The sequence below is a fragment of the Pseudomonas sp. M2 genome, assembly GCF_015751845.1.
Taxonomy (GTDB): domain Bacteria; phylum Pseudomonadota; class Gammaproteobacteria; order Pseudomonadales; family Pseudomonadaceae; genus Aquipseudomonas; species Aquipseudomonas putida_E.
Genome location: NZ_JADOUD010000001.1, coordinates 4416884 through 4436258, shown reverse-complemented (window position 1 = coordinate 4436258; position 19375 = coordinate 4416884). Strand labels below are relative to the sequence as shown.

Genomic DNA, 19375 nt, shown 5'->3' with positions numbered 1-19375 from the left:
TTATAATAAACCGTATCATTCATAGCGAGCGCATAACCAGAAGAACTAAACTCCTTCAACCGATCATAAATTATGGCCAGTTCGCCTCGCTCATATTTTATTTTATATAATCCTCTATCTCGATCCTTCCCTAACTTAAGAAAGTCTACCAAGCTTCGCTCATGCCGCTCGACGGCCTCCAACTCAAAGTAACCTTATACCCTTAGCTTCAGGTGTGTAGCGCAACAGATCCGTTTCTCGCTCTATAATGTTTTTAGCTAACAGATTCCTTCGCTTTGAAGCGTCAACATTCGTCTTCGCCTCATCAGCCGGCTCACGAACTTATTCAAATCCCCCTGAGGCACAGCCCTCATTACTGTTAAATTTGATCAGAACTATTAACAACACATCTAGCCGCTTTATCGTCCAATACAATCATGTCATGTTCAAATGCATAACCATGCGGATTCGCAGAGGTTCTGTGCACATTCACTCCTCCTCCCCAGCTTGGATTGGCATTTGCCTGACCACGTACAACTTTTGTATCCCGGCCAAAGTAGTCCTTGGTAACTGGTGTCTCCGGCCCCTGGGGGTCAATTTCAGGGGAGTACTGATAATAATTTTCGTCATACCAATCCTTAACCCACTCCAGCCCATTATCCGACATGGCATAAAGGCCCAACGGATTGGGAGGAAACCTGTCTACCGGCAAGGGCGTAAGCACGCCCGTTCTCCACCCCATTTTTCTAGCAAACTCCTTACGATCTCGAGAAGTAGAAATGTTAATTCCTTTTGGCCCTCCCCCATCTTTAGTAAAACCATCATTTGTCTGCCTATAAGTACCGTCATCAGTGGCCACCATCAAAAACTGACCGCGGCTGCGTGCCGCGTACTCCCACTGAGCCTCAGTGGGTAATGAGAAAGGAAGATTGGACACTTTAGCCAGCCAGTTGCAATAGCGATCGGCCTCATACCAGTCCATATGCGCTGGCAAATTAGGTAAAGAATGAATATTCTTCCAATCCTCCTGTCTATCCCCTTCCTCAAAAGAACGCAAATCAAGACCATTGCTTTTAAGATACATCTCAAACTCTTTATTTGAGACCTTAAATCTTGCAATAGAAAAGGTGCTCAACTTGACCTTATGTACTGGCCGACTGTCTTCATCACCATCATAAGACATTTGCTCCGCCCCATACTGCAAGCCATAATCCCCCATCAAATACTCACCACCCTCAACAAACACCAAGTCCCTTTTTACTTCTTCGACAAAATGCTTCATCTCTCTCGGAGTTATCTTGAGCTCCTTATAATCAATATCACTCGCCAACTGGTCACAGCCTGACAAACTCAAAAAAACCAAAAAAAATATAGACACCTTAAAAATCTTCACGACCACTCCAATTAGATTTACTCAGACAATATCAGCACCACAATCACCAAACTTGCAGCGTCGCGGGTAATTCGGATTACGACCAACGTTTAGCTTATAATAGACCGTATCATTCATAGCGAGCGCATAACCAGAAGAACTAAATTCCTTCAGCCGATCATAAATTATGGCCAGTTCGCTTCGCTCATATTTTATTTTATAGAGTTCTCTATCTCGATCCTTTAATCCTAACCTAAGAAAGTCAACCAAGCTTCGCTCATGCCGCTCGACGGCATCCAACTCAGAGTAACCTTCTGATGGGCCATGCCCTTGCGAATTGACACGAGACAATACTTTATGCCACTCCGGCTTGGTCTGAATACTTCTAAGCACACAAAGCACCGCTTCTTTTCGTTCACCGTAACGATCGAGAAATTCTATGTTCCCTGGATCTATATTATCCCATTTACCATGCCGCGTTAGAAGGTAAAGCAATATACCCTTAGCTTCAGGTGTGTAGCGCAACAGATCCGACTCTCGGGTGATAATATTTTTAGCTAACTGATTCCGTCGTTGCGAAGCATCAATACTCTTTTTCGTCTCATCAGCCAATTCACCAATCTTTTTTTTGAAATCATTTGCAACTTTTTCAATCGACCCCTTTGCGAATGAGTAATACTCATATACATTAGCTTCAACGACCTCCATTTGCATAACACAATACTTCGTATACACACTAAATGCGGCCTCATCCATTACTTTAAAAAAACCATAATCCCTTTGATTCAGTTGATAAATCAACCAAGCACCAAACTCCAGAAAGGTATTGCCATTCACCTCACAAATAAAGCCACCTTTGGCCCCCAACCCTTTGCATAGAGAGGCTGCAAAACGAAAACAAAACTTCCCATTAATAAAAGTACAATGAAAACTCAAGCCGGCACCCACCCCCGCCAACCCTGCAATACTGGGTCCTATTTTACAAAAATCGACGTACTCTCCAGTAGTCTCCAGTATACCGCCATTTGTTTCCCCTGCCGCTGTCGGCTTTAACCATTGCAGTGATCCCGTCAGTGTTCCTTCCGCCCTCGCACCCGCAAAAGCTTCTGCCGAAAGTTTTATCCCTTCATCTTCACTGTTCATCTGCTGATGAAAATCGTAAGCTCGGCTTCTTCTTTCACTGAAACGCCTCAAACGACCAGGTTGGCCCATGACGGTTTGCTGGTCACCACTACTGACCACCTGGAATTGAGCCTCCACCTGAAGCGTCGCACCGATAAATGCGGCCAAGCGAACGTTCAAACTTAGGCGCATCATTCCTAAATCAAACGGGACCTCGTTCTCATAAGAGGGGTTAACTGTAAGCGCCCATCCGATGCGATCCGGGGCGTAAATTGAAAAGGACGCTATGCCGGCAGCCGCTGTTAAGCTGCCGCCACCCTCTCCTTTGATGGAGAATTGTTGCTTACGTGGATCAATTTCAACATTTGCGCCAAAATTGGAAACAAAGCGCATAAACTGTGCTCCGCCCTCAAAATCAATATGATCCCCCCACTTTGCCTCACCTTGTGCGGCAGCATTCCAGCTATCTGCCCAGTCAAAAAGTGAACAATCCATACTCAGCGCCTCAGGATCAAAACCAAGGCCTGCCCATTTAACAACATCCTTCAGATCAAATTTTATTTTTGGCCAATTCAATCCGGCAAGTTGCCTTTTAAGCTTTTTGTCGTCTATGCGACGAATTTTTCCATCACTGCGTCGTTCAAAGATACTTTCAGCGCCGCCTTTTTTGTCACGACTTTTCAACGACACAGTATGGAGTTTTCTGCCATCCTTGCCTTGACTGTAGTAACCTTTTTTTACATAAACTACAGGCGCTCGTTTCTCACCAGCTTTTCTTTTAGCAGACTGACCACTAACAGGAACAAGCTCCACAACATCATTATATTTCATGCCTTGGATAGAAAACTCACCAATTTTTTCTTTTAACTCTTTCCGCTTCAACTCCAAATCTTCCTCAGCTCGCACTACAGCGTCATGAAATGACGCCTCAGGCGCTGCTGTGGCTTCTGCAGCAATTCCATATTCTTCAATTGCAACGGAGTAATTAATTTTTTCCTGATGAAAATCATTTACGCACTGCTGCATTTCCTTCCAATGCGCCTCAAACTCTGCAGCCTCACTATCAGCAATAAAAACCAACTCCTCGGTTTCCGGACAAAAATAACACTGTGCCGATTGATGGTGAGCCACTACAACGGGTTTACTTTTGCAAATCCTGCTCTCTGCTACTGAGATATCCGCATCGCTCATCGATTATCGCTCCGAAGTTACTCAAAGAATAACTTTATGCTTTGAAGATCAATTCCATAGTGGGATTGTGTATAACCATTCCCATCTGTCATGCCTCTCAGCACGCTGCCATCGGCAGCTTCAATTCGATACCGTACGTAAGGTTTTGGCTTGTCACTAACTTTATCTCTAACTTGAAAGCCACCTTGCATGGGACTGCTGTAAACAGGATCTTCCAGAATCATCGGTGCCAGGGCCTTTTCCAATGAGGCAGTGCCTCCCCAAGCGATATTGTCATTCTTGATATGCAGTTCACCCGGGGCACCGATCTCAACAGATCCGTCTTTTATCTTGATATAGGCACCTCTGCTAACCAGAGTGATGCCGTGTTGGGCATTGAGAACGATCTCGCCATTACTGCTATTTAAAGCGAGTTCCTTGTCTGCTTGTAACGTCATCGCATCGCTTTGTGCCTGAATGTCCACAGGGCCACGAGCCGCAATTAATCTGAGCCCTAACTTTTGAGCGAACAGACTGATAGCCTCACCTGCGGCTACGCTAAAACGTTTGAATAGGCTGAAGTCAGCACTGTCACCAGCCGTAGCTGTAATAGAGTTTTCTGCCGATAGTTGGATGTTTGCAGGTGTAACCATAGCTATCCCGGCAGGTGCCGAGGCAAGGAGTCCCGCATCTTTGAGCCGCGCCAATGCCTCCCGCAGGCTCTGTTGGGCCTGATTATCAGCTGGTAATGCTCCCGACACAGCTGCGCTTTGCGCCAGTGCGTTCACCAATGCCAGAGCGTTATTGAGCTGAGCCAACGCTGCTCCCATCTCCAGCATTGTCCCTTGGGCTTGAGGCTGAGCGTCAGCACTGATGAAGATGCCACTGCCGCCACGGATCGCGGCATGCCCATCAGTGCGCAGTTCCGCGCCCTCCCCGCGAGGCCGGCGCTCGGCATCGACCAGATGCCCGAGATTTAGTTGAGTCTTGCCACTGTGCTCCGTACTGAGCTTGATGTGCTCCTGCCCGCGGGCGTCGTCCATGCGCAGTTTGTTGTTGGCCGGGGTGCGCAGCACGTTGCGCTTGTCGTTGCGTAGGGTAACGTGGTCCACATGCCGGCTGTCGTGCAGGGCATGGGCGATGTAGGGCCGGTCCGGGTCCCCCTGTTCGAAGGCGATAGCCACCTCAGTGCCGGCGATAAGTGGTAAATGCAGGCCATGAGTGTCGCCGGCGTAGGGTCGGGCCAGGCGTAGCCAGGCACTTTCCTCACCGGCTTTCCAGCTGTCGCGATCGAACAGAAAACTCACCCGATAGCGCCCTTCCAGGTCGATATGCGCGTAGGGATCGTTAGCCTGTGGGCTGGTGACGCGCGCCGGCACCGTACCGGCGATCTGTGGCTTGCCCAGCAATCTAGGCCGAAAGCCTATCGACTCCAAATAGGGAATCGCGTCGAACCTGGCCTCCAAGCTCCGGTCGCGTGCTGCCTCGACGGTCAAATGTGTAATGACCACCCCAGGCTCGAACACCTGCGGCGCCCCGTCAGAGACCGTCAGCACTTGCCCTGGGGCAAGCGTCACGCTGCTGCTGACGCCATTGCAACGCGTCTGGTCGTTGAGAAAGCGTTCATGATTCAGGCGCGCATAGAAGTAGCCACTTTCGCTGAGCAGGTCCTCATCCTTGTCAATGGCGTCACCCAGCGCGGTATAGGGTTCGCCGTAGTGATAGCCTTCGCCATAGGTGGTGGTGGCACCTCGGCTGTGATCAACCTCACCATCCAGGAAGGCGGCCGCGTCCCGGTGGTGATAAGCCCGCACATTGATGTGCTGCTCCACCACCTGATGCTCAACTTGGAGCGCCCATACGCCCTCCTGCCCATTGCTGGTCAAACCCGACAGCGGGCGATGTGGCAGCGTGAGTCCAAACTGGTAATGGCGTTGATGGTCGTGAAACTCGACCACATCGATGGAAAGGCGATCATCGTGGGTAAAGCGATACCAAATGCCGACCTCCGCCAGCAGACGGCTGATGAAGGCCAGATCGCTCTCACCGTACTGCATGACCTGTTCACGCTTGGGATACTCGCGCGCCAGGTCAAACAAGAAGTGCTGCCCTTCGAACTGGTGGCGACTACGGAGAACACTTTCAACGATTTCCGGCACCGACTGATGCTGGTAGATCCGGTACTGCTTGCCACGCCCGAGCAATGCCAGGTGCGCTTCGAGTGTGACTTGGTAGCGGGCTTCATCCCGGGAACCGGAGACACGCTTGAAACCGGTGATCACGCCATGCAGCGTACGTGAAGCAGCGTTGATCATTGAGAGCTGGACGGTGGGTTGAGACTTGCCCAGATAAAAGCTGGCATCCTTCCCGAGGATCTGCGCAGCCTCGATATCCTGCTCCGGGGAAGTGAATGCCACGGTGTACTTGAACGGTTTGCTCAGCCACTCTTCACCTTTGAACGACAGTACATCAAGCTCAACAGCAAGCTGGTCGACTTCAAGCTGGTAGTGGTTATGGGTGAAACCCATTATTGGCTTCGCCATCATCAAACCCCCTCGGCAGCCGCCACGGCTGCGTGGTGTTCATCTGGAAAGCTCAAGCTGATGCCGGCGTCTTCGCAGTATCCAAGCGTCACGGCTTGGGTGGGCTGTCCGAGCGCTTGGCGCTGGAGTAACTGCTGACTGAGCACCGGCAGGATCTGTTGATTGAGCAAGCTATCGATATTGCGAGCGCCGGTATCGGGCAAAAGGCAGGCGGCGACCAGCGCTTCGTAGAGCGAGTCATCAACCTCACATTGCAGGCCGTAATGACGCAGCAAGCGTTTGGCCACTTGATCGAGTTTGATGGCGACAATGCGCTTGAGTGCATCGGCCCCCAATGGGCGGAAGATCAATGTCTGGAAGCGAGCCAACAGTGCAGCATGGAAGTGCTCGCGTAACACGGGACGCAATAGTTCATGCAGTGCCGCTTCCTCAATGCCTGGCTGCCGCTCGATACTACCTTGCAGCAGGTCGCTTCCCAGGTTCGAAGTCATGAGGATGACCGTGTTGCGAAAATCGATCTCCCTTCCTTCTCCATCACGCATGAAGCCGCGGTCGAACACCTGATAGAACAGGTTGAGCACATCACGGTGGGCCTTTTCGACTTCGTCCAGCAACACCACGCTATAGGGACGCTGGCGGACGGCTTCGGTGAGTACGCCGCCCTGGCCGTAACCCACATAACCCGGCGGCGAACCCTTGAGTTGGCTGACGGTGTGCGCCTCTTGGTACTCCGACATGTTGAGGGTGATCAAGGACTTCTCGCCACCGAACAGACTGTGGGCCAGTGCATGCGCCGTCTGCGTCTTGCCGATGCCACTGGTACCGACCAGCAGGAAGACAACCATCGGTGCCTTGTCGTCAGTGAGGCCCGTTCGGGCGGCGCGCAACCGTTGGGCAAGTACAACCAGCGCCGGGTCTTGACCAACAACACGCTCGGCCAACTGATCTTCCAGGTTCAACAAGCTGGCGTGTTCGTCTTTCAGCAGACTACCGAGAGGCACGCCCGTCCAGTCTGCGATCACCTCAGCCACACTGCGTGCGCACACATCAAGGGACAGCAGTGGCCGACTCCCCTGCACGTAGCTGAGGTGTTCTTGCAGCTGAGCGCAGACAGTTGTATCAACCTGCTCGCCCTGGCGAGCATTGAGCAGCTGGTGGGTGAGGTCGAGTTCTTGTTGGTACTGCAGCTCCAACGCGGCTTGCTGACTCTCCAGCTGCACCAGCTGGGTAGTGATCTTCGCCAAGCGAGATTCATGCGTAATACCGGTAAGCTGCGCGTCCTCTTCCAGCGCCACCCTCTCTGCCGTGAAGGCCATTTTCTGCGACTTCAGCTGGACCAAGGCCTGAGGTTCGCAGTCCAAGCTCATGCGAACACGCGCGCAGGCGGTATCAATCAGATCCACAGCTTTGTCCGGTAAACGGCGCCCGGTCAAAAAGCGGCGAGACAAGCTGACCGCCGCCTGCACCGCAGCGTCTTGAACATGCACGCCGTGGTAGCTGGCATAACGCGCTTTGAGCCCTCGCAGCATCACACAAGCATTGGCATCATCCGGCTCATCGACCTTGATCATCTGGAAGCGACGCCCTAACGCCGCATCGCGCTCGAAGTACTGCTTGTATTCACTCCACGTGGTGGCAGCGATGGTGCGCAGCTCGCCACGCGCCAAAGCCGGTTTCAGCAGATTCGCCGCATCTGCGCCCCCTGCCTGATTGCCAGCACCGATCAAGGTGTGCGCTTCATCGATGAACAGCAGCACCGGCGTCTCTGACCGCTGGACGGCATCAATTACGTTCTTCAGCCGTTGCTCGAACTCGCCTTTGACCCCTGCGCCCGCCTGGAGCAACCCTAGGTCCAGAGTACGGATACACACCGGTTTCAAGCTATCGGGGACATCCCCGCTGGCGATGCGTAAAGCAAGCCCCTCGACCAGAGCGGTTTTTCCAACACCTGGATCGCCAACAAGGATAGGGTTGTTCTTGCGCCGACGGCTCAGCACATCGATCATTTGACGGATCTCATCGTCGCGGCCGAACACCGGGTCGATTTGCCCCGCTGCTGCCTGGGTGGTGACGTCATGGCTAAACTGATCGAGGACAGCGACTGATGCTTCGTCCCCCTTCAAGACGACAGCCGCCTTAGCCTCTCCTGACACTTCTGGCTTGAACAGTGATGTCTGCCCCGGTTGACGCTCTTGCGAGTCAAACTCAAGCAGCGTTTCCATTTGCTTGAACTGCGTCGGACCGACGCTCGATAGAGGCCAGGCGGCGGAACATTTGAGCAAGTTAGGCGTTTCAAATAACGCCCCCAGCAAGTGAACGGATCGCAATTGCTCACAGTCACGATCCAGCGATGCCAACAACCAGGCATTGGTGATCAGCTGCTGCACCTCACCGCTCAACTGAGGTTTACTGAGAACGCTGCGCGGCAATGTATGGAAGTGGTCAAGCAGCCCTTGCCAGATGGCATCCATATCCCACTCGTATCGGCGGGCGAGGACCACGAGATCGCCCTCGCCCTGCTCAAACAACTTCAACAGCCAATGTTCAACAGTGATATGACTGTGCCCGCGCGCCTGACAAAGTGAAGCCGCTGCCGTGAGTGCCTGGGTACAGTAGGCGTTTAGCCGGCGAAGCAGGCGGGTAGGATCGTGTGCCATACAGGGCATCCTTGTCGTCAATAATCAACATGCCGCCACAAGTGCGAGCGCATCTGAATAGCTGAGGTGTATTTGGCTGAACGCCCGCGCACGGACGCTCAACCCAAGACACTGGAGGCTGTCAACCAACCTCGGTTGACAGTCCGGTTTCATCCAGCGGCAGCGGCGCTAGGGCGCTCATTCCAGGAATCCGAATGGATGATGTTCCCATCCTTGAATGCCCAAGTAATTTTTTCGTAGCGCAGCTCGACTAGTTCCAAGTGATTGTGTTTTTCTTTCGCCGGATCTTTGACATCGTGCATCTTCGGTGCAACTTTCACGACCTTTACGTTTTCCAGTTTGGTGTTGAAATACTCCACCTCCTGCCCGGCATCATTAATCTTGTACCATTTGAACTCCGCCTCTTTAAGCGTCTGCCCAGTCGTCACGGCCTTGTAGAGATAAGGAGAGGAGGCGTCTATCTCCTTGGTAAAAACAAAAGGCGTATGGATACGCGTACCCGTTAATTTGCCGGTATTGTTATCGGTAGGGATATACAAATCATGATCTTGACCGACTACTTCAACACTACCCTCACGGCCCTTTACATCCACCGAGCCTTTGATATCGGCTCCACCATCGTCTTTCAGCCACAGATAAACAGGAATAGCCATTTAGAAGCTCCTCATTTCAAGCTTTGGGAGTCGCAGAGTGCGACTTGGGTTGCACTCCTGAGGCCGTAGCCGAGGGCTGACAAGCCCCCGCCTCCGGCACCAGGCGAATTTCAACTCGGCGATTAGCCGACCGTCCTTGTTCCGTGTCATTACTTGCAACGGGCTCGCTTGCACCCAAGCCTTGAACTGCGAAGCAGTTGCTGGGTATGTCACCCATGTGTTGTATCCAGTCATGAACCGCCGCCGCGCGTGTTCGCGACAAACGCAAATTCTGTTCGTCATTACCCGTCGCGTCCGTATGGCCCGTGATCACGATCAACCAGCCTGGCTGGGCCTTGATGTCTGCAAGTGCATTCACCAAAAACTTGGTCGATCCTTGCTTCAACTGCGCGCTACCACTGTTGAAGAGCGACAGGCTGTCCAGGCGAACCGTGCGTGGCTTGTCAGCCACTCCCTGAGGCATCGTCGGGATGTGATGGCCGTTGATTGCGGCCAACAACGAAGGACGCAGCCTTTCGCCCTGATAGAGCCCGATCCCGAACGACCACGGTTCCCCTTGGCGATAGTAGCGGTCCAGTCGCTGCGCCTCCTGGCGAAGCACCATCAGTGCCACCTGGCGTTGCGATACTTTGTCCGAATCGGGGCTCAGCGAAGCCGTGCTGTAGCGTCGCAAATCATCGGTGACCTGACGGATCAAGAGCGTGTTCTGCCTCGCCGAACTAATCAGCGCAACGCAAGCCGTCAGTACGAACAACCAGACTCCAATCACCACAGCCCTACTTCGCCGACTGTGTGGAGTACTGCCAGGCAACACATGGAGCAGTGCATCAGGAAAGGGTAACGACGCGTTTGTATGTTTAGGCCCACTACCTGCGAAGGAAAGGCCAGTCCGCTCCTGTAGCCAACGGTGCCAGAGGTTGCCATCACGCGCGCCCTCAGACTTGGGACAAAATGCAACCGCAACGGCGTCCGCTGTTACGATCCCCTCGCGGGAATTACGTTTGCCAATTTCCGGCAAGCACGCTTGATTCAACCAACCCACAGCAGCGCTCAACTGCACCGTGGTTCGGAATCGATCAGCCTGGTTCTCAGGTTCTGTGCCCCTGCGCTCCCATTCGGCCAGCGTCAGGCACTCACCCACCTCACGCGTTCGCACACTTGATGCTTCAGTTTCCCAGCTGAACCAGGGCGACACCCCAACTGCGCTCGGGAAGTAGCCCACAATCAGCAGCGGCAGCGGTCTACCTCGCTTGCGCAATATCGCAACCTGATGGCACAAGCTTTGTATCTGGTTCGCAAGCACTGCGCCGTCATTATGGGCACTGGGATTGACCAGCCACATGACACTGAGCTGCCCGTCCCACTCTGGCCGCTCCAGCAGCAGATCGGCCACGGTTGCGGACAACTTCAAGAGATCGGGCACTGGCACATAACACCCCTCCACTGTTACCCGTGGCGCCAGCTGCTCAGCAGACGAGGCCCCAAACAGCTCAGCCAAGCAATCGCCGACCGCTAGAACGACAGGATGACGATACGAGCCAGCAGGCAGGCGGACACCGCTGCCCCACTGCAACGGTGTATGTTTCTTGGCAGCACGCTGAGTCCGGCGCCAGCCCAACACCAGCAAGGCAGTGACTACCAGAGTAGCGATGGCTTGAACCTCTACAGCCAGCGGCAACGTGGCAATCAACAACCAGGACAGCGCACCGGCCCATAGCCAAAGCCCCTGTTTGTGTACCTGCGCCATTGCGCTCATTCCTGCACCGGCAAGAGCGAGGCCACTGCCTCGCCTAACGCGTGATCAAGCGCCCACCAAGCACCTACCAACAGAGCAGCTGCCATCACGATGTGAAGCAGAGGAGATCGCAACCAACCCCACATCGGCATCCGTGGGCCACTGCCTAACTGAACGACCAGCGACTGACTTGTATCCAGAGGCGGCACTTGCGCGGAGATGGCAGTCAACAACTGCTGCCGCTCCGGGTGGTTTGCCTCTCGGTAGCGCCCCAGGAATCCAAGCATCAGGACTCGATGAAATACTGTGAGTACGCAAGGGGACACAGAGGCTTCCTGCAGCGCAGAGCGCATATCTTCGTAGAGCGACTCCCCCGCCTGATGGCTGCTGAAAAACCTTGCCTGTAAGGTCTCCATCGCCCAATCCTCATGGGCACTGCCTTCGGCGCGGGCAAGTACTGTTTCGTCCAGAAGCGCACACTGCGCATGACTGATCAGATCGACGCTGCGGCGGTCCAGACCCTCCTGCTGAAGCATGGCTCGTACATGCTCGACATCAGCCACGCACCTTGACCACAGCTGCGGACTACTGTGCGCATCGGTACCGTGTCGCAACTCGACAACCAACAGATAGGTGTCCTGCAGCAACGCGTCGATGTCCACCTTGGCTGCGGTGTGCTTCTGCACTGTGCGACTCATGAGCGAAGCACCGCGAACAATTCGAGCTGGACACCCTGAAACACACTCGGGACATAGAGGGCACAGACCCCATCAGCCAGCATGGCGCGGCCCTTTGCATGGCCGAGGTCGAGCGCGAAGTACTGATTCTCCAGCCGCAGCGGTATCGCGGCGGGCACATGGCTCAAAGGTTTCAGTGGAACGCCATCGAGTGCCGCATTGACGAGATGGTCCACATCATCGGGGGAACCGATCTTGCACAGCCGTGGGAATTGGCTTTGAACTTGTACGGCTGGCAGCCGGCAACGGACCGACAAATAGAAGTCAGCCCCTTCAGGCTCAAGCAGACGTGGATCGCTCAGAGAAACCTGCCAGCGGTTTGCGCTGCGCGCCTCCAGGATCAGCGCCAGCACGCGGGACGGCAGGCTCGCCTCCAGCAATGTGGATAGGGTACGCATCAAGGGCGGGAAAACCGCCTCAAGGTCCGCGTGCTGGTAGGCGGGTATGTCCTCTATGTGCTGGTCTAACGAGAAGGTCAGCAGGCCACCTGCAAACTTCACCAACTGTTGATATACCTGCTCCGGATGGCGAGCAGGCTGCGCTTTTAGGTCTGCCAACACCGGCTGATAAGTGTTCAGTGCGTTGAGCAACCAGAACAACGTGACATCTGCAACAGCGAAATCCGCCATTCGCTGGTTGCTCTCCCGGCGCATTCCCATCAAACGCTCACGCTTGGCGGACAGCTGGGTGAGCAGGTTGTCGAGTTGAAGCAACAACCCAGCATGAGCATCAAACTTCAGCAACGGCGGGATGTAGGTATCATCAATGGCCCACCCATCCTTGCCATCACGCAGCAAACGACCCACCGGGCAGGTCAGATAATCCGCATTATCGTCATCAGCCAGACGCAAGCTCAGCGCATGTTCGAGCACGCTGATTGACTGTATTTCACTGGTGTAGAGATCCTTGGTATCACGCCATACCTGGTGATATCTGACGGGCCGCTCAGCGCTGCCACCCTCAAACAGGCAGTTGTTACCATTGGCCTGTTCCAGTGGCAAAGCGATCACAACCGTTGCCGTCTGGATATCTCCGGGCAATACCCGAGAGAGTTCCAGGGCACTGGGTAGTCGATCCAGCCGATCGGTATCGATCAAAGTACCGTCTGGTAGGCACAGCTGAAGCCGAGTGGCCTTCAGCTTACCCAACCTCAGCGCATCTGCATCAAACGCCACATTTCGGATGCCCCAAGGGTGGACCAAGCCCAGTGAGGCAATACTCTGGTTGGTCCACGATTCAAAGCGGGCCTGCTGTTGAAACTGCTGCGCAGACAACACCACTCCGGACGCCCATAAAGGCCGGTCGATTTTCACGACATACACTCCTGCAACCGCAATCAAGATTTTGCTTTGGGCATCTGCGAAACCAATGAGAGGTTGATGTCCATACCTTCAACCTGGAAATGCGGCACAGCGAACAACTTGACCCTGAAGAAGCCCGGGTTGTCATCAATGTCCTCGACAACCACTTTTGCCTCTCTCAGCGGGTGGGAAGCTTGCAAGTCATCTCCCGGATCGGTCATCTCGGTGACCAGGCCACTGACCCACCTATTGAGCTCCAACTCCAACAGGCGACGGTCTTTAGTTGTACCGATATTCTCCCGCTGGATAACTTTCAAATAATGTGCAATGCGAGAAAGCAGGAACACATAGGGCAACCTCGAATTGATACGACTATTTGCCGTGGCCTCCGCCGTGTCATAGATTGCCGGCTTGTGCGCTGAGTTGGCCGAGAAGAAACATGCGTAGTCACGATTCTTGTAATACGAGAGCGGAATCAAGCCCAAATTGGCAAACTCAAACTCTCGGGTCTCCGGAATCATAACTTCCGAGGGGATCTTGACTTGACTACCCGTCCCCATGTCGTACAAATGAATCGGCAGGTCGGTAACCGCGCCACCCGACTGTGGCCCTCGAATCTGCACGCACCATCCATTGGCAATAAAGCTCTTGACCATGTTCGCCGCGAACGCGAATGTAGAGCTTACCCACAAATACTTGCTGTGATCCGGCCCCTTGACTCGCTCCACATAGTTGAAAGATCGCACAGGGTTCGTATCAGGCCCATAAGGCAAGCGCCCTAATGTGCGGGGTGTTATCCCGCCCGCATAACGAGCATCGTCAGTTTGCCTGAAGCCGTGCCACTTAATATACTCCGCACGATCCATGTAGTTACCGATATCCTTGATCGCAGACACTTCCTCCATGGTGTTTTTTCCGAAGAAGGCCGGACCAACCGAGTACAAAAACGGCATATGGGATGCAGCCGCCACTTTCGAAACATTGCGCAACAATGCGATATCTTGCGCCCCTCGCCCAAACTCATAATTCGAAACTGCCGCCGCGATAGGCTCACCACCAGGCGTATCGTATTCCTGGGTATAGGTATGCAGATACAAACCGCTTTGCGCGATCTCCGGCGCGTCTTCAAAGTCCTGCGCCAGATGCTCCTTACTGATATCGAGCAGCTCAATTCGGACGTTTTGACGGAAATCCGTTTGGTCAATCAACGACTTCGCGCCGCGCCAGATTGATTCGACCCGTTGAAAATCCGGGTGATGCATGACCGCGTCCAGCTGGCTGCTGATCTGAGCGTCAATCGAGGCGATGTGCTCATCCAGCAGAGCCCTGTCCAGCTTCTCCACCTTCGGAGAGACTTGTTTGAGACGGTCCAGAAAAACGCTCACCGAAGCAGTAACGCGCTCATTAGCTGTCGCTTCTGACAACGCATCGATACTTTGGAACACCTCAATGCCACCCATCTGATCAAGCGGTTCAAGGTTTATTCTTTCAAACAGCGCGTGATAGACGCTCTGGTTTTCTTCCACCTGCACGGTGGCGCCACGCGATTGCGCAGAAGATTGTTCTTCGGACATTTATTAGCTTCCAGTCTGTCGAGATGATGGTTTTCTAGCGCTCGCTTGGCGGTGCAAGGGCAGCAAGTTCCTTACGCAACTCGTCACTCAGTGCTTCATCTTTAAGTATCCGCTCCAATTCAGCACGAAACGTTGCGTTATCCAGAAGATTGGCCTTCAATTCGCGCAGCAAATTTCGCATCGCCAACAGTGCACGCAACTGAGGAATCTGCAGAGCAACCTGTTCTGGCTCGAAGTCCTTCATGCGCTGAAAGCTCAGTTCGACCGGTGTTTCCCCACCCTCGCCCGACAGCGTATCGTCAACAATAACCTTGAGACTCGGAGAGAGATCGGACAGCACGCTGTCAAAATTATTCTTGTTGATATTTACCTTCGGCCGCTCTGATAGCTGGCGCTTTTCCTTCCCATTGCTGTAGTCTCCCATCAGAATGAGTTTAAGGGGAAGTTCCACCTTGCGCTGGGCGCCACCTGTATGCAGATCAAGCTTGATATTGACACGTGCCTTCGGCACTTCATTCTGAAAGCTATTTGAAGCCATACCACCTCCTGCGAACCGGGATTTCTAGCGGGAGCCAACGCCCAAATGAGCGCCACCGAACCCCAACAAAATTAATCAAGGCCAGTCGAACCACTGCGTACGACTACTTGGGCGGAAGCGCTACCCGGAAGTGCCTCCCCGATAACCATGGCGCATCTTTTGGCGCCGCGCCACCCCCTTTCTAAAATAAGGAAGCGTCCTACAAGGCATACCTAAGATGACAACAAATGTTCGAAGCCGCACACTAGAGCGCCAACATTGATGCATTTAATAAGAGCAACCCGACCGCCATCGACGCATTGACCCAAATCAACAAAAACAACCTCAGACGAAATAATGATCAACATGCATAAAATGCAAGTTATTTCCACCAAGCCGCACCAGAACAGAAAATTCCTACAAGTTCAAAAGCGCCACCCCAAACCAAAGCCGCAAATAGCAAACATGTACTAGCGCCGTGAGCGGTTAGTTAATTTTCTAACGAATATTGATATACTGTCTGCCTTCATACCTCGCCTGGTTTCTCGGATGCCCCGACCCATCGCTTCCTTTTCACTGCAACCTGCTGACGCCATTACGCTTCAACATTGGTTACGCAGGAGGACGCTGGAGCGAAGCCTCGGGCAACGGGCGCGGATACTTCTTTTACTCGCTGAAGGGGTGACCCCAAGGCCATCTGTGAGCAGTTAGAGATCACTTCAACCACAGTGTTCAAGTGGCGAAAACGCAACCTTTGAATCGACGGCTGTTTCCACCGGCAGCGCCAGTGCCGACCGATCAGCGACCGATGCCTGAATGAGCATGGGTACACACCGGATTGCGTCGCCCTGGGGCCAGGGCCTTGCCCGCAGCGACGGTCGCTTCGCCAAATTGATGGCCGGATACGCCAAGACTGACCTGCTGATCCTGGACGACCGGGGCTTGGCACCGTTTACCGCAGCGCAACGTCGCGACATGCTCGAACTGCTGGACGACCGCTACGGCAACAGCTCGACGCTGGTCACCAGCCAGATGCCGGTGGACAAATGGCATGCGTTGATCGGCTATCCGACCTTGGGCGATGCGATCCTCGACCGGCTGGTGCAAAACGCTTATCGGAACGAACTGAAGGGCGAATCGATGCGCAGGCGCGCAACAAAATTGACGGCGGCAGGGACTTCAGACGAACAATTCAAACCTGCGTCGCTGCGCTCCGACTGCCTGTCCAAGCGAGCGTGGAATGAGCGTCCAAATGATCGTGGGCTGGGTGTCCAAGTGTCGTGGAATCCGCATGCAGATGCCGACCGAGCCGCGCACCGTGCGCCAGGCCGTTAAGCCTGTTTCGCCTGAGCGGGCGCTGTCGCCGGCACGCAGGTAACCTGCCAAATCGCAGGCACAAAAAAAGAGGCCCTTAGGCCTCTTTTTTTGTGATCCCAGCGACGCACTGAGGATCGAATTTGGAGCGGGAAACGAGACTCGAACTCGCGACCCCGACCTTGGCAAGGTCGTGCTCTACCAACTGAGCTATTCCCGCGTCGTGATGGGTGCCATTCTAGCGATATCTAAAACGGCGTCAACCCCTTGATTCAAAAAAGTTTTATTTTTGTTCCGAACCTTCACGCAGGTGCGGCCAGGCGGCCAGCAGGTAATGGGCCATGGACCATAGCGTCAGCGCAGCGGCAACCAGCAGCAACCCGTAGCCCAGAATCACCCAGAAGGTCACCAGTGGCGGATTGCCCAGCAGGATGATCAGCGCCAGCATTTGCGCTGCGGTTTTCCACTTGCCGAGGTTGGACACCGCCACATGCGCCCGCGCCCCCAGTTCAGCCATCCACTCGCGCAGGGCCGAAACGACGATTTCGCGGCCGATGATAACGGCGGCCGGCAGGGTCAGCCAGAAGTTGGCGTGCACCTGCACCAGCAGCACCAGGGCTACGGCGACCATCAGCTTGTCGGCCACAGGGTCTAGGAACGCGCCGAACGGCGTGCTCTGCTGCAGGCGACGGGCCAGATAGCCGTCCAGCCAATCGGTGGCGGCGGCGATGGCAAACACCGTGCTGGCGGCCATATAGCTCCAGTGATAGGGCATATAGAACAGCAAGATGAAGATCGGAATGAGCAGGACGCGTAGAACGGTGAGCAGATTTGGAATATTCATCGGTACGACTGGCTGCGGGTTGAGCCCGGCATTCTACTCGCTATGCAGGCTGGCATAAATCGACTCGGCAAGCTTTTTACTGATGCCGGGGGCTTTGGCGATTTCATCGATACTGGCGCGGTTGAGCTCCTGCAGGCCGCCGAAATGTTTCAGCAGGTCGCGACGGCGCTTGGGCCCTACCCCGGCAACGTCTTCCAGACTGGACACTCGGCGGGCCTTGCCGCGGCGGGCGCGGTGGCCGGTGATGGCAAAACGGTGGGCTTCGTCGCGGATCTGCTGGATCAGGTGCAGCGCCGGGTTGTCGCCCTTGAGGGTGAACTCGTGAGCTACGTCATTCAGGTAAAGGGTCTCGAAACCGGCCTTGCGGGTCACGCCCTTGGCCACGCCGAGCAGGGTCAGGTCGGTGAACGCCAGCTCCTGCATCACTTCGCGAGCCATGTTCAGCTGGCCCTTGCCGCCGTCAACCAGCAGCACGTCAGGCAATTTGCCCTCGCCGTCCTTGATACGTCCGTAGCGGCGCGTCAGGGCCTGGTGCATGGCCGCGTAGTCGTCGCCAGCGGTCACGCCTTCGATGTTGAAGCGACGGTAATCGGACTTGAGCGGGCCTTCAGGGCCGAATACCACGCAACTGGCTACCGTGGCCTCGCCGCTGGAGTGGCTGATGTCGTAGCACTCCAGGCGCTGGGGCACTTCGTCCAGGCCCAGCACCTCGGCCAGGGCCTCGAACCGCGCAGCCATGTGCTGGCGGTTGGCCAGGCGAGCATTGAGCGCCTGTTCGGCGTTGGTCACCGCCAGTTGCTGCCAACGGGCGCGGGTGCCGCGCACGCGGTGGCTGATGGTCAGCTCGCGGCCGCGCAGGGTTTGCAGCGCCTCGCTGATGGCAGCGAAGTCCTCGTGCACCACGTTGACGATCAACTCACCCGGCAATTCGCGCTCGGCATTGCCTAAATAGTACTGGGACAGGAAGGCGGCCATCACTTCGGCCACCTCTTCTTCAATACCTACCTGCGGGAAGAAGTTCTTGCTGCCCAGCACCCGCCCACCGCGCACGCTGATCAGGTGCACGCAGGCGCCACCGGGGTTGACGAAGGCGGCGACCACATCCACATCACCGGACCCGCCTTCCATATATTGCTGGTCCTGAACCCGGCGCAGCAAGGCGATCTGGTCGCGCAGTTCGGCTGCCTTCTCGAAGTTCAGGGCCATCGCGGCCTTTTCCATCTCGGCATTGAGCTCATTGCCCAGTTGCTGGCTGCGGCCCTCGAGGAACATCACCGAATGGCGCACGTCCTCGGCATATTCCTCTGCGTCGACCAGCCCCACACACGGCCCCTTGCAGCGCTTGATCTGGTACTGCAGGCATGGGCGGGTACGGTTGGCGTAGTAGCTGTCCTCGCATTGGCGCACCGAGAAGGCTTTTTGCAGCAAGCTGAGGCTTTCGCGGATGGCTCCGGCGCTGGGGTATGGCCCAAAGTAGCGCCCCTTGGCTTTTTTCGCGCCACGGTGAATGCCCAGCCGTGGGAATTGGCCGTCGGACAAAAACACATACGGGTAGGATTTATCGTCGCGCAGCAGAATGTTGTACGGCGGCCGCCACTGCTTGATGAGGTTCTGCTCGAGCAGCAGCGCCTCGGTCTCATTGGCGGTGATGGTGGTTTCGACCTGGGCGATGCGCCCCACCAGCGCAGCGGTTTTAGGCGCCAGGCCAGTCTTGCGGAAATAGCTGGCCAAACGCTTCTTGAGGTTCTTGGCCTTGCCCACATAGAGCAGCCGAGTCTCGCTATCGAACATCCGGTAGACGCCCGGGCGAGCGCTACAGGTCGCCAGGAACGCGCTGGCATCAAAGACTTGGGACAT

General features: G+C 54.9%; 12 protein-coding genes, 1 tRNA gene and 2 pseudogenes. 2 read left to right on the top strand and 13 right to left on the bottom strand.

From position 1 onward, the window contains the following. Window positions 1-358: 358 nt before the first annotated feature. The 10 genes from IWW33_RS20500 to tssB form a co-directional block, all read right to left on the bottom strand. Entirely contained in the window at window positions 359-1372 is a 1014-nt protein-coding gene (locus IWW33_RS20500; RefSeq protein ID WP_196914335.1) for an SUMF1/EgtB/PvdO family nonheme iron enzyme, read from the bottom strand. 21 nt (window positions 1373-1393) lie between these two features. Beyond that, window positions 1394-3664, bottom strand: coding sequence for a hypothetical protein (locus IWW33_RS20495; protein WP_196914334.1), 2271 nt, complete (start codon window positions 3662-3664; stop codon window positions 1394-1396). Between the two features lie 17 nt (window positions 3665-3681). Then, window positions 3682-6189 (bottom strand): type VI secretion system tip protein VgrG, encoded by a 2508-nt coding sequence (vgrG, locus tag IWW33_RS20490; RefSeq protein ID WP_174142230.1) that lies wholly within the window; start codon window positions 6187-6189, stop codon window positions 3682-3684. Further along, complete coding sequence (gene tssH / locus IWW33_RS20485; protein ID WP_174142231.1) at window positions 6189-8843, bottom strand: type VI secretion system ATPase TssH; 2655 nt, start codon at window positions 8841-8843, stop codon at window positions 6189-6191. Before tssH ends, vgrG begins: the two co-directional genes overlap by 1 nt. A gap of 149 nt (window positions 8844-8992) precedes the next feature. Then, window positions 8993-9496, bottom strand: coding sequence for an Hcp family type VI secretion system effector (locus tag IWW33_RS20480; RefSeq protein ID WP_012315100.1), 504 nt, complete (start codon window positions 9494-9496; stop codon window positions 8993-8995). A gap of 16 nt (window positions 9497-9512) precedes the next feature. Beyond that, complete coding sequence (locus IWW33_RS20475) at window positions 9513-11243, bottom strand: OmpA family protein (RefSeq protein WP_231386173.1); 1731 nt, start codon at window positions 11241-11243, stop codon at window positions 9513-9515. Between the two features lie 5 nt (window positions 11244-11248). After that, on the bottom strand, window positions 11249-11929 hold the full coding sequence (gene tssL / locus IWW33_RS20470) for a type VI secretion system protein TssL, short form (RefSeq protein ID WP_168216545.1): 681 nt from the start codon (window positions 11927-11929) through the stop codon (window positions 11249-11251). Continuing rightward, window positions 11926-13281 (bottom strand): type VI secretion system baseplate subunit TssK, encoded by a 1356-nt coding sequence (gene tssK, locus IWW33_RS20465; RefSeq protein WP_119687439.1) that lies wholly within the window; start codon window positions 13279-13281, stop codon window positions 11926-11928. The genes tssL and tssK overlap by 4 nt, the downstream gene beginning before the upstream one ends. Window positions 13282-13304: 23 nt before the next feature. Beyond that, window positions 13305-14843 carry a type VI secretion system contractile sheath large subunit gene (gene tssC, locus IWW33_RS20460; protein ID WP_115274363.1) on the bottom strand — a complete coding sequence of 513 codons (1539 nt, stop codon included), beginning with the start codon at window positions 14841-14843 and terminating at the stop codon, window positions 13305-13307. A 34-nt stretch (window positions 14844-14877) separates the two neighbouring features. Next, window positions 14878-15381 carry a type VI secretion system contractile sheath small subunit gene (gene tssB, locus IWW33_RS20455; RefSeq protein WP_012315105.1) on the bottom strand — a complete coding sequence of 168 codons (504 nt, stop codon included), beginning with the start codon at window positions 15379-15381 and terminating at the stop codon, window positions 14878-14880. 528 nt (window positions 15382-15909) lie between these two features. Here tssB and IWW33_RS26715 point away from each other — a divergent pair. After that, a pseudogene (locus tag IWW33_RS26715) lies at window positions 15910-16115 on the top strand (helix-turn-helix domain-containing protein); the annotation flags it as partial. A gap of 100 nt (window positions 16116-16215) precedes the next feature. Then, window positions 16216-16545 (top strand): annotated as a pseudogene (locus IWW33_RS20450) (ATP-binding protein); the annotation flags it as partial. Window positions 16546-16818: 273 nt separating this feature from the next. On the opposite strand, the gene IWW33_RS20445 reads toward IWW33_RS20450, so the two are convergent. The 3 genes from IWW33_RS20445 to uvrC all read right to left on the bottom strand — a co-directional run bounded on the left by IWW33_RS20445 (window position 16819) and on the right by uvrC (window position 19375). Then, window positions 16819-16894, bottom strand: a tRNA-Gly gene (locus IWW33_RS20445). A 63-nt stretch (window positions 16895-16957) separates the two neighbouring features. Next, window positions 16958-17518: a CDP-diacylglycerol--glycerol-3-phosphate 3-phosphatidyltransferase gene (gene pgsA / locus IWW33_RS20440; protein ID WP_174142233.1), complete on the bottom strand. Its 561-nt coding sequence runs from the start codon at window positions 17516-17518 to the stop codon at window positions 16958-16960. Between the two features lie 33 nt (window positions 17519-17551). Continuing rightward, a complete protein-coding gene (gene uvrC, locus IWW33_RS20435; RefSeq protein ID WP_012315214.1) occupies window positions 17552-19375 on the bottom strand; it encodes an excinuclease ABC subunit UvrC in 1824 nt (607 codons plus the stop codon).

What these genes read in the sequence shown, in the direction of transcription:
- IWW33_RS20495 (WP_196914334.1), bottom strand. Translation starts at nt 3,664, where the DNA reads ATGAGCGATGCGGATATCTCAGTAGCAGAGAGCAGGATTTGCAAAAGT.
- vgrG (WP_174142230.1), bottom strand. Translation starts at nt 6,189, where the DNA reads ATGATGGCGAAGCCAATAATGGGTTTCACCCATAACCACTACCAGCTT.
- tssH (WP_174142231.1), bottom strand. Translation starts at nt 8,843, where the DNA reads ATGGCACACGATCCTACCCGCCTGCTTCGCCGGCTAAACGCCTACTGT.
- IWW33_RS20480 (WP_012315100.1), bottom strand. Translation starts at nt 9,496, where the DNA reads ATGGCTATTCCTGTTTATCTGTGGCTGAAAGACGATGGTGGAGCCGAT.
- IWW33_RS20475 (WP_231386173.1), bottom strand. Translation starts at nt 11,243, where the DNA reads ATGGCGCAGGTACACAAACAGGGGCTTTGGCTATGGGCCGGTGCGCTG.
- tssL (WP_168216545.1), bottom strand. Translation starts at nt 11,929, where the DNA reads ATGAGTCGCACAGTGCAGAAGCACACCGCAGCCAAGGTGGACATCGAC.
- tssC (WP_115274363.1), bottom strand. Translation starts at nt 14,843, where the DNA reads ATGTCCGAAGAACAATCTTCTGCGCAATCGCGTGGCGCCACCGTGCAG.
- tssB (WP_012315105.1), bottom strand. Translation starts at nt 15,381, where the DNA reads ATGGCTTCAAATAGCTTTCAGAATGAAGTGCCGAAGGCACGTGTCAAT.
- pgsA (WP_174142233.1), bottom strand. Translation starts at nt 17,518, where the DNA reads ATGAATATTCCAAATCTGCTCACCGTTCTACGCGTCCTGCTCATTCCG.
- uvrC (WP_012315214.1), bottom strand. Translation starts at nt 19,375, where the DNA reads ATGTCCCAAGTCTTTGATGCCAGCGCGTTCCTGGCGACCTGTAGCGCT.